This is a genomic window from Collinsella sp. WCA1-178-WT-3 (M1) (genome assembly GCF_009696325.1).
Classification (GTDB): Bacteria; Actinomycetota; Coriobacteriia; order Coriobacteriales; family Coriobacteriaceae; genus Collinsella.
The window spans coordinates 36,326-49,597 of sequence record NZ_VUME01000008.1; the positions used below are offsets into that span (position 1 = coordinate 36,326).

General features: G+C 46.3%; 12 protein-coding genes. All 12 read left to right on the top strand.

Annotation, left to right across the window (positions count from 1 at the left end; all coding sequences use genetic code 11):
- Complete coding sequence (locus tag FYJ40_RS06150) at nt 1–1,254, top strand: DegT/DnrJ/EryC1/StrS aminotransferase family protein (protein WP_154518047.1); 1,254 nt, start codon at nt 1–3, stop codon at nt 1,252–1,254.
- Nucleotides 1,247–2,026, top strand: coding sequence for a sugar transferase (locus tag FYJ40_RS06155; protein ID WP_304515504.1), 780 nt, complete (start codon nt 1,247–1,249; stop codon nt 2,024–2,026). Before FYJ40_RS06150 ends, FYJ40_RS06155 begins: the two co-directional genes overlap by 8 nt.
- Entirely contained in the window at nt 2,019–3,134 is a 1,116-nt protein-coding gene (locus FYJ40_RS06160; RefSeq protein ID WP_154518045.1) for an acetyl-CoA carboxylase biotin carboxylase subunit family protein, read from the top strand. The genes FYJ40_RS06155 and FYJ40_RS06160 overlap by 8 nt, the downstream gene beginning before the upstream one ends.
- A gap of 21 nt (nt 3,135–3,155) precedes the next feature.
- Complete coding sequence (locus tag FYJ40_RS06165; RefSeq protein WP_154518042.1) at nt 3,156–4,463, top strand: phenylacetate--CoA ligase family protein; 1,308 nt, start codon at nt 3,156–3,158, stop codon at nt 4,461–4,463.
- A gap of 81 nt (nt 4,464–4,544) precedes the next feature.
- A complete protein-coding gene (locus FYJ40_RS06170; protein ID WP_195838911.1) occupies nt 4,545–5,522 on the top strand; it encodes a CapA family protein in 978 nt (325 codons plus the stop codon).
- A gap of 3 nt (nt 5,523–5,525) precedes the next feature.
- On the top strand, nt 5,526–6,746 hold the full coding sequence (locus FYJ40_RS06175) for a glycosyltransferase family 4 protein (protein WP_154518036.1): 1,221 nt from the start codon (nt 5,526–5,528) through the stop codon (nt 6,744–6,746).
- A 13-nt stretch (nt 6,747–6,759) separates the two neighbouring features.
- A complete protein-coding gene (locus tag FYJ40_RS06180) occupies nt 6,760–7,797 on the top strand; it encodes a polysaccharide biosynthesis protein (RefSeq protein WP_304515505.1) in 1,038 nt (345 codons plus the stop codon).
- On the top strand, nt 7,797–8,861 hold the full coding sequence (locus tag FYJ40_RS06185; RefSeq protein ID WP_154518030.1) for a hypothetical protein: 1,065 nt from the start codon (nt 7,797–7,799) through the stop codon (nt 8,859–8,861). Before FYJ40_RS06180 ends, FYJ40_RS06185 begins: the two co-directional genes overlap by 1 nt.
- Nucleotides 8,862–8,874: 13 nt before the next feature.
- A complete protein-coding gene (locus tag FYJ40_RS06190; RefSeq protein WP_154518027.1) occupies nt 8,875–10,092 on the top strand; it encodes an NAD-dependent epimerase/dehydratase family protein in 1,218 nt (405 codons plus the stop codon).
- A 38-nt stretch (nt 10,093–10,130) separates the two neighbouring features.
- Complete coding sequence (locus FYJ40_RS06195; RefSeq protein WP_154577086.1) at nt 10,131–11,264, top strand: glycosyltransferase; 1,134 nt, start codon at nt 10,131–10,133, stop codon at nt 11,262–11,264.
- A complete protein-coding gene (locus tag FYJ40_RS06200) occupies nt 11,261–12,640 on the top strand; it encodes an O-antigen polymerase (protein WP_154518021.1) in 1,380 nt (459 codons plus the stop codon). Before FYJ40_RS06195 ends, FYJ40_RS06200 begins: the two co-directional genes overlap by 4 nt.
- A 9-nt stretch (nt 12,641–12,649) precedes the next feature.
- Nucleotides 12,650–13,207: a DapH/DapD/GlmU-related protein gene (locus tag FYJ40_RS06205; RefSeq protein ID WP_154518018.1), complete on the top strand. Its 558-nt coding sequence runs from the start codon at nt 12,650–12,652 to the stop codon at nt 13,205–13,207.
- The last annotated feature ends 65 nt before the right edge of the window (nt 13,208–13,272 follow it).

Below are 13,272 nucleotides of genomic sequence, written 5' to 3' on the forward strand. Positions count from 1 at the left end.
ATGGACATTAAGCCTTTTGAGAACAAGGTCTGGCTTAGTTCGCCGACCATGCACGGCGATGAGCTCAAATACGTTACCGAGGCATATGAGACCAACTGGATGTCGACGGTAGGCGAGAATATTAATGAAGTCGAGCGACAAATGGCCGAAAAGATTGGTTGCGGCTATGCCGTTGCCCTTTCTTGCGGTACTTCTGCGCTGCATCTTGGCATGAAGCTCGCTGGTATTAAGCCGGGTGATGAGGTCCTTTGCAGTGATATGACGTTCGACGCTACGGTGAACCCAGTTGTTTATGAGGGTGGCGTCCCTGTATTTATCGATACTGAGCGCGATACCTGGAACATGGATCCTGTCGCCCTGGAGAAGGCTTTTGAGCTGCATCCGACTGCCAAAGTTGTTGTGGCGGCGCATCTTTACGGCACTCCTGGCAAAGTTGAAGAACTTCGTTCAATTTGCGATGCGTACGGGGCTGTCCTTGTTGAGGATGCTGCTGAGTCACTTGGTGCCACGTATAAGGGTCGTCAGACTGGTACGTTTGGTGACATCAGCGCCATTAGCTTTAACGGCAATAAAATCATTACCGGATCCGCCGGCGGCATGCTTTTGACGGACAGCAAAGAGGCGGCTGATAAAACGCGCAAATGGTCGACCCAGTCGCGCGAGGCCGCTCCCTGGTACCAGCATGAGGAGCTTGGTTATAACTATCGCATGAGCAACGTAATTGCCGGTGTCGTGCGTGGCCAGATTCCGTACCTGGAGGAGCATATTGCCCAAAAGAAGGCTATTTACATGCGTTACAAAGAGGGCTTCAAGGGTCTGCCAGTGAGCATGAACCCCTACGACCCCAACGTTTGTGAGCCAAACTTTTGGCTTTCTTGCTTGCTGATTGATCCCGAAGCGATGTGCAAGCAGGTTCGTGGCGAGAGTGAGGCGCTTTACGTAAGCGAACCTGGAAAGAGCTGTCCCACCGAGCTTCTTGAGGCTATTGCCGCCATTAACGCCGAGGGTCGTCCCATCTGGAAGCCTATGCACATGCAGCCTGTTTATCGCATGAATGCTTTCGTAACGCGCGAGGGCAATGGTCGAGCTAAGACCAACGCGTATATTTCCGGCGGCGCTACGGGTGCAGATGGCTTGCCTTTGGATGTAGGAGCCGACATCTTCCATCGTGGCCTCTGCCTGCCCTCCGACAACAAGATGACTCCCAAGCAGCAGGACGTAATCATCGAAGTGATTAGGCGTTGTTTTGAGTAATCAAACGTTTAATAAGGTTAATGAGGGAGGGTCTTTGCAAAACTGGATTCAGCTAGAACAGACGTATGGCGTAAATAAAGGGATTTATGCTCGATATGTTAAGCGTCTATTAGATTTTGTTCTTACGTTAGGTGGCTTAATTCTTATCTCGCCGCTTCTCATTGTTCTCTGCCTTCTTGTTCGCATCAAACTCGGTAGCCCGATTTTCTTTAAGCAAAAGCGAACTGGTCTTAATGAGAAGACCTTTGAAATGATTAAGTTTAGGACAATGAGCGATGCTCGAGACGCTAATGGCGATTTGCTTCCCGATACCGAGCGCTTCACTTCTTTCGGCAATTTTTTAAGAAATACCAGCCTGGATGAATTGCCCGAACTTTTTAATGTGCTTAAGGGGGATATGAGCCTCATCGGTCCAAGGCCTTTGTATCCTTTTTATCTCCCTTATTACACCGAAAAGGAAAGTCTCCGTCATTCCGTAAGGGGTGGAATCACCGGTTTAGCTCAAGTTAACGGCCGTGCTCTGCTTCACTGGAATGAGCGATTTGCAATGGACGTCGACTATGTCCAGAACATCACTTTTCTCGGTGACGTAAAAATTCTCTTTAATACTTTCTACAAGGTTTTTAAAAAGGACGATATTGGCGTCCCAAGTGTGACTGAAGAGGGCGGTCTACATATCGTTCGCGATGTTCAAAGGCCGGAATACCTAGTCGATTACGGAACAGACAAGAATATGCCTAAGTTTATCCAAGGGGTTGCAGGCAATGAATAACAGACTTGTAATTCTGGGAACCAATGAGTACCAGAATCCTCTTATCGTACGTGCCAAGGAGCTAGGGTATGAGACCCATGTCTTTGGATGGAAAACCGGCGCCATCGGTGAACAAACTGCTGATGTATACCACGATGTCAATATTATGGACTACGATGCGCTCTGGAACGAGGTAAAGAAGGTGGATCCATGCGGAGTTGCATCCATTGCGTCAGAGCTTGCTATGCATCCTATGAACTATCTTTTAAGGAAACTTGGAATTCCGTGCAATTCTCCCAAAACAGAAGAGATTGCCACAAATAAGTATCTTATGAGATGTGCTATGCGCGATGCTGGCGTCGAAGGTCCTCAATTTGTATTGATCGAAGACTCTTTCACGCCCGGTATTGCAGATGGATTTAACTACCCGCTTATCGTTAAGCCGATTGATTTAAGTTCCAGTCGCGGCGTCATGAAAATCAATAACGCCGACGAGTTAGAGACCGGCGTTGAGTATGCTCTCAGCTGGTCGAAAGTTAAAAAAGTAATCCTTGAAGAGTTTGTTGAAGGACCTGAATACAGCGGCGAGAGCATTGCTTATGAAGGTAGGTATAAGCTGCTTGCAATTACTGAAAAGCACACCACCGGCGCCCCCCATTTCGTCGAGCGTGGTCACGTACAGCCTGCAAATATTGCTCCCGCAATGTATGAAAAGGTAGAGCAGACACTCTACAAAGCTTTTGCTTCAATGGGGATTGAATACGGAGCAGTCCATCCCGAGTTCCGCATCACCAAAGATGGCGACATTCGTTTTATGGAAATCGGCGCCCGAATGGGTGGCGACACTATCGGCTCCGATCTCGTGCCACTTTCCTCGGGTTATGACTACATGGGAATGGTGATTTCCATTGGCTGCGGTAAAGCCCCCAGCTTTACAAAAATCAATGAGCCTAGAAGAGCTGAGATTCGTTACATCGTTGATGAAAACGACTACAAGGAATACCTACGAATTCAGCAAGAAGAACCTGACGTACTGATTCGGCATAGTGACATAAAGCCTGTATATGGCAATGAAATACTCAAGAGCGCCGATCGCTCGGGTTATTTCATCACTGCTCGCCCAATGTAATGATTTTTGACGGGATATTCTATGAGTTTCTTAGAAATGGGAAGAAGAGCCTGCTTTTGGGCAATGGACGCTGTAAAAGGTTCGCCCGTAAAGAAAGAACTCGAAATCTTAGAGAACTTAAACTCTCAAGTTCAGGATGATGATTTCGAGAATAGAACGGATGTCAAAAAGCTTCTGGAGCATGCCGTCAGCACTACGGATTTTTATTCGCATTTCGATGCTACTGATTTATCCAGTTTTCCTTTAATTACAAAAGCAACGCTCAAGGAAAACTACGAGCAGTTCCTATCTAGCTCGTTTGATAAAGACTCGTTATTTCGTATGACCACAAGCGGCTCTACGGGTACACCGTTTACCTGTCTTCAGGACTATAGGAAGAAAAAGGCAACTTACGCCGAAGTGCTTTATTACAACGGAATGATTGGGTATTCGATAGGAAAAAAAATAATTTACCTACGTTCTGTTGTTGAGGAGTGTTCGAAAACTCCTATTCAACAGTTTATGCAGAACATTTATCTGGTTGATTGTAATGATTTAAGTGACGAGGGCATCGAACGAATGCTTACCAGAATTGCCTCGTTAACCAAGCGAGAGCCCGCCATGATGATGGGTTATGCCTCGACTTTGGATGCATTCAGAGATTACTTCACTCGTAACGACAACCGCCTTGCTAAGCAGGCACATATCTACGGAGTCATTAGTGGCAGTGAGATGCTCTTTGATGACACAAGAAAGGCAATCGAGCAAGCTTTTTCTTGCACATGTCTGAGCAGGTATGCCAATGAAGAAAATGGATTCCTTGGACAAGATCTCTATCGTCCTAATGAATTTGTAATCGACAACGCTCACTACGTTTATGAGATCGTCGATTTTGATTCGGATAAACCTTCGCCAAAAGGTCAGGTAGGAAGAATCGTAGTAACCGACCTGAGGAACTACGCTATGCCAATGATCAGGTACGACACTGGGGATGTTGGCCGACTTGAAAATCGAACATTCAGAGACAAGCACTACACTGCACTGGTTGATTTTGGCGGACGAAAAGTCGATGTCATTTATGACTGCAATGGGCAAAAGATTTCTCCCCACGCGATTACCAATCTAATGTGGAAGTTCACGGGTATCAACCAATATCAACTAATTCAAAAGGACAAAGGTTCTTATTTGCTTAAGATTAACGTTCCGGACTCCTTTTCCTTCAATGAGGAACTTGAACATGATCTCATGCATGTTCTTGGTATTGGTGCAAACCTGCAGGTTGAACGAGTTGATGAAATTCCCGTTCTATCTTCAAGGAAAAGGAAATATATCGTCAATGAATGCAACTAGGCAGATTGCTGTTGGGTTAGGTTGGGTTTTATGCTAATTCTTGGCGATCTAGCATGTCCGTCGAAGGCTATTTCAACCCGCTTGATTGAAGACATGAGAGCGATGGGGATCTTCGATAACGAACTTATCCTCTGCAACTTCGAAGGGCTTTTGGCTGAAAATGCGAGCCTGGAAGATGAGAAGTTATTCAACGTTGAAGATGTCCTTCGAGCGTTCACGCCTGAACAGACCGTATTCTCTTTGGCTAACAATCATATCTACGACTATCCAGAATATATTGAGAAAACTGAGCGAACGCTTAACAACTGGGGCTTTTACACTGTCGGTGTAAAACACGGGGAATCGTTGACCCCTACTGTTTTAACTTGGCGGGGAACCAAATATGCATTCTTCGCTCATTGTTGGAATGTTTACACACGAACGAACTCAAACAATATTAACGATATTTCCATTGTAGATGACGACTACCCGATTTTTGTAAATGCAGTTTCCGAATACGCTCGATCTCATGCAGAGCAGCGCGTCATTTGTTACTTTCACTGGAATTATGATTTCGAAGAAATTCCATTTCCAATGCATAGGGAAATTGCACGCTCCCTTGCTGAGGCTGGCGTTTATTCAGTTGTCGGCGGCCACTCCCATGTTCCACAGGGCGGCGAGATGATTAATGGCTGCCCCGTTCTATATGGGTTGGGCAACTTCTTCATTCCTTCTGGTGTATATTTTGGCGGTGCTTTGAAATACCCGAAGGAATCTCTTATTACAACCGTTCTCGACATTGATGATGAGACCGATGATGTGAATTGCTATTGGCTAGAAACTGATGGTGAGCATGCGATTTCACTCATTAAGGCTGAACGATTTGACGATGGCAATTTGATTAAAAGGTTTTCGCCGTATCGAGGAATGGGAAACGACGAGTACGTGTCCTATTTCAAGAAAAACCGTACGAAGAATTCACTTGTTCCGGTATTTGACAGATATGAAGGCGCAACAGCCAAGCTTAAGCAGTTATTTGCCGTTATTCGAATTAAGCTAATAAAAGCCATTAAAGGGTAAACGATGCGTATTCTATTTCTGACAATTAGTTATTCCGACGAGCAGCGTGTCAGCTTCTACGAGGATTTACTGCAGGAGTTCGTATCAAACGGGCACAATGTATCCGTTGCCTGTGCGGTCGAGAGGCGTACGGGCAAAGAGACGACCCTGAAGAAGATTAGAGGGATCGATGTTCTCCAAATTCGTACGGGGAATCTAACTGGGAATGTTGGTTTAGTTGAAAAAGGGCTGTCAACTATTTCCATCGATAACTGTTTTAAAAAATCAATTAGTCGATACTTTCAGAATATCGACTTTGATTTAATCATATACCCTACACCGCCCATCACGCTTGCAGGGACCGTTAAGTATCTCAAGAATAAAACCGGGGCCTCGACGTATCTGCTTCTGAAGGATATATTTCCTCAAAATGCCGTTGATTTGGGCATGATGTCAAAGAAAGGCGTCAAAGGTTTAATTTACAGTTATTTCCGGGCGAAAGAGAAACAACTTTACCAGGTTTCGGACTATATCGGATGCATGAGTCCTGCCAATGTCAACTATCTTCTGGATCACAACTCTGATATTGACTCCGCTCATGTTGAAGTCTGTCCAAATTGTGTTAAGCCGATCCCTTTGAATTTCTCTGAGTTCACTAAAGATGAGGTCAGGAATAAATATCGCATCCCACTTGATAAAACTGTCTATCTGTATGGCGGGAATCTTGGTAAGCCCCAAGGTATCGATTTTGTTCTTGATTGTCTTGAAGCTTGCTCCCAATTAAAAGACGCATTCTTCCTTATTATCGGAGGAGGAACCGAAGCAGAAAAAATCAAAACCTTCATCAATGATCATAAGGTTCCTAATGCAATGATTTTGGGAGCATTGCCAAAAGATGAGTACGAAGGCATGGTTCGCGCGTGCGATGTCGGTTTAATCTTCCTCGATAATCGTTTTACAATCCCAAATTTTCCGTCAAGGATTCTTTCTTACCTTCAGTCGTCACTGGCTGTTTTAGTTGCTGCTGATCACGCAACTGACATGGGCGATATTGCCGTGAGTAACGGGTTTGGTTGGAAGTGCTACAGCGATGACATTCAATCGTTCGTTGAAGCTGTGAGGGAGTCTTCGAATTGTGATTTGCGAGCAATGGGAGAGGCTGGTCATCAGTACTTACTTGAAAACTACAACGTAAATAACGGCTACAAAATCATTGCAAAGCACTTTGAAAATGCAATTTTATAGGGGGACGAACAACTTGAATACTTCATTTAACGGCAAAACATTAATGATTACAGGCGGCACGGGTTCCTTTGGATCCACCGTCCTCAAACATTTTCTCCACTCTGACATTGGGGAGATCCGCATCTTTTCCCGCGACGAGAAGAAGCAAGATGATATGCGCCACGAGCTCCAGGCACAGGCTCCGGAGCTTGCTAAGCGCGTAAGGTTTTATATCGGAGATGTCCGTAATCCGCAGAGCGTTCAAGATGCAATGCATGGAGTCGACTACATCTTTCATGCAGCAGCTCTAAAACAAGTCCCTTCCTGCGAGTTCTTCCCTATGGAGGCCGTTCGTACCAACGTTATTGGAACTGATAACGTTCTGCATGCAGCTATTGCCGAGGGCGTTGAAAAGGTTGTTTGTCTTTCTACGGATAAAGCTGCATACCCCATTAACGCCATGGGCAAATCTAAGGCTATGATGGAGAGCATTATTTACGCAAATGCGCGTAATGGCGCAGGTCGAACGACCATCTGTTGCACTCGATATGGCAATGTCATGTGTTCGCGTGGGTCGGTAATCCCCCTGTTCATTGACCAGATTCGCGCTGGCAACCCCGTAACGGTCACCGATCCCAATATGACGCGATTCCTTATGAATCTGGATGAGGCCGTCGACCTTGTTTGTTTTGCGTTTGAACACGCAAACCCGGGAGACCTTTTTATTCAAAAGGCTGACGCTTCAACAATTGGCGATTTGGCCGAAGCGGTTCAGGAGCTGTTCGGTAAAACCGGAACGAAAATTATCGGCACGCGTCATGGAGAGAAGCTCTACGAGACGTTAATGACGCGCGAAGAGCGTCTACGTGCCGAGGATATGGGTGACTATTACCGCGTCCATGCAGACACCCGCGATCTTAATTACGACAAGTTCTTTGTCGAGGGCAATGTTCGCACGGAGGCAGATGAAAGCTATACGAGCCACAATACCCAAAGGCTCGATATTGCCGGAACTATCGAAAAGATTAAAACGGCTGAATACGTCCAGAAATGTTTGGCAGGTGAGCTGTAATGAAAACAGTTCTGATTACGGGAATCGGCGGCCTAACGCCCCGTTCAATCGCCACGATTCTTAGGGAAAATCATCATGATTATCGAATCATCGGCTGCGATATTGATAAAAAGGCCGTAGGCTTCTTTATGAGCGGCTTGCTTGACGAGCATTATGTTTGTCCGCGTTGCGATTCCGAGGAGTATTTCCCTTGGATTGAAAAGCTTGTTGCTGAAAAAGGAATTGATTACGCCTTTGTTCAGCCTGAAGCTGAGATTGTTGCATGGGGCGCATACTTCGAGCAGACCGGTAAATATCCATGTCCGGTTTTTATGGGATGTAAAAAACTGTCCGAGAGCCTTCGTGATAAGTCAATTATGGCCGACTTGCTCGAAGGTACCGATTTCATCCCAAAGACAATTAAGGTAACTCAAGAAGACCCTCGCTTTGATCAGGTCTCCAACGAGATCGGGTTTCCCTGCTGGATTAGAGCAACTGAAGGTACTGGCGGGCTTGGTTCGCTGCGTCTTGATGATTTAAGTAGCTTTAAAAGTTGGCTTTTTATCAACGCCGCGATTCCTGAATTTACGGTTAGCGAATTCTTAACTGGAAGGCATCTAGCGAACGAGATGCTGTATTACGAAGGCGAGTATGTAAAAGGTGCGGCCCTTGAGTGCGCTGAATATGTTATGGCGAACACCGCTCCGTCGCATGTTACCGGAAACACCCATTTCGGTCGCTTCTTGGACGATGACCGCATTAATGGATTTTGCGACTCGTGCGTCAAGTACCTTGAGAATAAACTTGGTGTCCCTGCACACGGCATCCTGTCGTTCGATCTTAAGGAGAATGCCCGCGGTGAGCTCAAGGTAACTGAAGTAAATATTAGACATATGGCCTATGCCGGCGTAATGGCTCACGCAGGTTTTGATTTAATTGAGGACACGGTAACGATTATGGAGGACGGCAACTGCGATCGTGTCGTCCGCGATCAGTTCCATCATTACGATAAGCCATATGTCTTCCTTCGCGACGTCGATGTCGAGCCAATTCTTCTTGAAAGCGAAGAGGTTTTCGATGCATAGCGGTTCCAAAGGGATGCGCGTTCTCGTAACTGGGGCTAAGGGCTTTGTCGGAAAGAACCTCTGCTGCGCGCTGAAGAACATCCGCGACGGCAAGGACCGCCGCGAGCAATACCAGTCACTCCTTCCCCTCGAGGTCATGGAGTACGACGTCGACTCCACGCCCGGGGAGCTGGAGGACTTCTGCTCCCGCGCGGACTTCGTCTTCAACTTGGCCGGCGTCAACCGCCCAAAGGACCAGGCGGAGTTCATGGAGGGCAACTTCGGGTTCGCCTCCACGCTGCTGGACACCTTGGAGCGCCACGGGAATAAGTGCCCCGTCATGCTCTCCAGCTCCGCGCAGGCGAGCCTGTCGGGCCGCTTCGAGGGCTCGGTCTACGGCGAGTCCAAGCTCGCGGGGGAGGGCCTGTTCCGCGAGTACTCGGAGCGCACGGGGGCGCCCGTGCTCATCTACCGATTCCCGAACCTCTACGGCAAGTGGTGCCGCCCGCGCTACAACTCCGCCGTGGCCACCTTCTGCGACGCCATCGCCAACGGGCGCCCCTACACCGTCAACGACCCGTCGGTGGAGCTGGAGCTCCTCTACATCGACGACCTGGTAGGCGAGATGCTGGGCGCCCTGCTCGGCGAGGAGCATCGCTGCGGATACGATGTGCTTGAGAGGGTAGAGGGTGACGAGTTCTGCTACGTCCCCGGGACCGACGTGAAGACCTTGGGCGAGATCGTCTACCTGCTGGGCACTTTCCGAGACAGCCGCGAAACGCTCTCCGTGCCCGACCTTTCGGAGGGCTCCTTCTCCAAGAAGCTCTGGAGCACGTTCCTGTCCTACTACGAGCCGGGCAACTTCTCCTACGGCCTCAGGCCCAACGTCGACGACCGCGGCTCGTTCACCGAGTTCCTGCGCACGCCCGAGCGCGGCCAGGTCTCCGTCAACGTCTCGAGGCCCGGGATCACCAAGGGCAACCACTGGCACATGAGCAAGTGGGAGAGGTTCCTGGTGGTCTCCGGCACCGCGTCGATCAAGTTGAGGAAGGTGGGGGAGGACTCAGAGGGCAAGCCGTTCCCCGTTGACGAGTACGTGGTCTCGGGTTCCGACATGCGCGTGGTCGAGATGATCCCCGGCTACACGCACTCCATCACCAACCTGTCCGACACCGAGGACCTCGTGACGGTCATGTGGGCTAACGAGCCTTTCGACCCCGAGAACCCCGATACCTTTTTCGAGGAAGTTTAGAGATTCGCCAGCCCATTGTTCAGCAAGAGGTAATTAGAATGAAAATCTTAATCATTACCGGTGGATTTTTCCCCGGCGTTAAATGCGGAGGGCCTCCGGTTAGCGTAAATAACTTCTGCACGCTTATGCAAGACGATGAGTGCTATATCGTTGCTAAGAATCATGACATGGGAGAAACGGAACCGTATAAAGACGTTAAGCCCGGGTGGAACGATCGAGGTAATTGTTCAGTTAAATATCTAAGCGATTCCGAATATTGCTATAAGGGCTTTGCCGAGGCAATGAATGAAGTTGCGCCAGATGTACTCTATCTGCAAAGTTTATTTGCAGACTGCATAGTGCCATGTCTAATGCTTGCGAAGAAGAATAACATCCCCGTACTTCTCGCTCCGAGGGGTGAATTATGCCCCGGAGCAATGAAGAAGAAATATAAAAAACTACCCTATATTTCTTTCCTCCGCGCTTTGGGCCTAGTTCGCAATATTAGTTTTCAATACACGAGTCAAGATGAGCTTGAGGGCATAAGGAAATACTTTGGCAAAGATAACCGCTGCTACTTCCTAACCAACGTGCCTTCCATGCCATCTGAAAATTACAGTCATCCAGAAAAGAAACCAGGTGAAGCTAAGCTCGTATTCATTTCGCGCATTGTGCCCAAGAAAAATCTTCGCAAGGCAATAGATATTCTTACAGGGATACAAGGAAAATTGACTTTCGATATTTACGGGCCAATTGAAGATCACGATTATTGGGACGAGTGTCTCTGCGCCGCGAAAGAACTACCAAGTTCGATAAAGGTGTCATATAAAGGAACGGTCGGGCAGGGTGAGGCTGCGAAAACCTTCGCAAATTATGACTGCTTTGTCTTCCCTACAATGAGCGAAAACTATGGACATGTAATTGCGGAGTCCTTGTCAGCCGGATGTCCCGTGCTTGTAAGTGATCAAACTCCTTGGGATTTTAATGGACACGTCGATGCCGGTGCCGCAATCCCGCTTGTATTAGAAGAGCCATGGGTAAAGGCAATTCAACAAATTATTGACGACAGCGAAGAGACCTTACGTCAAAAGAGAGTAGCTGCAGTTTCCTACTTTAAAGAGTCATCTGATTTCTCCCATTTAAGAACCCGTTATTCTAACTGTCTTTTCCATATTAAGGAGACAGCACGATGAGATGGGAATGTGCCGTTGTTTCACTACTCCCTCTAATCACTTTCTTGATATTTCATGACAAAAGGGATTTGTTTGGGCCTAAGAATATATTCTCACTTTTGTATATTGTCGGAATAATTATTCCCATAGTGTATTATTCAGACAAAGCAAACTGTCTAACTGTTGGTAATGCATATTTATTTGATGCATTGAATAATGACAGCGTATTTTTTAAGTATGTCGCTCTTCAGACACTGTCATATCATTGCGTTATGGCAGGTATCGGCCTTATTTCAAAAAACGAAATTTGCGGTAATCAAAGACAGCCAAATGATTTAGTTGAACTTTCAGCTTATAAGTTTTGGGGCTATTTATTTGTGATCGCTGGGCTTATCGCTTTTTCTTTAATAATGAGAAAAATTGGCGGCCTGGCTTATTTTATTTCTCATCTACAGTCGCGGACCTACCTGGTTAGAGATCTTGATGTTCTATCCTGGATACTCTCGCTTGCTCAATATGGATGTCTTTTAATTATTGCCTCTAGGATTGACAGAGAGAAGCCTATCAATCTAGGTGTAATAATTCTTATTGTTATGGTTGGGTTAATGTGTGGCCTTGGCGGCAGAAAAGCCCTGCTAATTTTGGTTGTTGAAGCCATTGTTATTTATCACTATATGTTTAAGCAGATTACCATTTCGGACATTCTAAATCCGAAAATCATATTTGCACTACTTGCTATTCTTGTTTTCTTTCTCGTGTTGTCCGATCTAAGAGCAGAAGGTGCATTCGATCGTCTAGCAAACGATCCGCTGTCTTTTATTTCCAGCTCTTTTTCCGGCTTAACCAGTTCGCTTGTAGGCGAATCGTATGTGCCTTTCTACGTTAAAGTTGTTGAGTACTTCAATTTGCATGAACTGTGGGGCGGCTCGTCATTTCTAGGGTTAATTTCAGCTTTTATTCCATCTAGCCTTTTTCCTAATAAGCCCCCCGTTGATGACGGTGCGTATTTATATTCAATCTGTCAGGGAAGGAATGGCATTGTTCCGCCTATGCCTTTCAATCAGCTCAATGGATCCTCGTTTCCTTTGGAAACGTTTGGGTCAATGTATTCAAACTTCGGAGCTATAGGTCTCGCCGTTGGCATGGTAATTCTTGGCATTATTTATGGCCTCGTCTATAAGAAGATGCACTCAACATCCTGCAGTCTTTTTTGGACCATCATGTATCTACAGGTAATCATGACATTTCAGCTATCGACGCTACGCATATTTCAGTTCATAGAGTGCTTTGTTCTCATGGGGCTCGTTATTAAAACCTCGGAATTCCTCGTTTTGAAAAGAACCGAACAACGGTCCAGGAAGTCACCTTTCCTGATAGAACAATCTGATAAGAGGTAGAGATTTACAATGTTAAAGAAAATTGCATACTCTAGACCCGTTACTTTAGTTTTAAAAACTATTTTGTCTTTGTTTTTCGACAGAAAATATCTAACCGGAAAGTTTTTTGAACAAAAGCGCATGGGGTATGTTTGGTGTCTAAAATCTCTATCGCGATATTCTCAACTCAAAAGACAGCACATTAAATTTCCTGTTGGTAAAAATACTTTAGTACTTGACGGCAGTAAGATAACTATTGACCCATCTTCATTAAATGTTATGCAGCAACCTGGTTGTTATTTTCAGGCATTTGAACATCTCGTAATTGGAAAAGACGTTTGGATTGCACCAAATGTTGGAATTATTACGGCCAATCATGATCCTAGGAATCCAGAAGAACACTTACCTGGATCGAAAGTAGTAATCGGTGACAAATGCTGGATCGGTATGAACTCCGTTATTTTGCCTGGCGTTGAATTGGGAAACAATGTCACGGTAGGAGCTGGTTCAGTTGTGACAAAAAGTTTCAAACAGGGCAACTGCATAATCGCTGGCTCACCGGCAAAGATTATTAAAGATTTCAACTAACAGAACGGTGATTGTGGTCATTTGGTTTAGCGCAGATGGCTTTCACACCTTCTAAGACGAGGGTT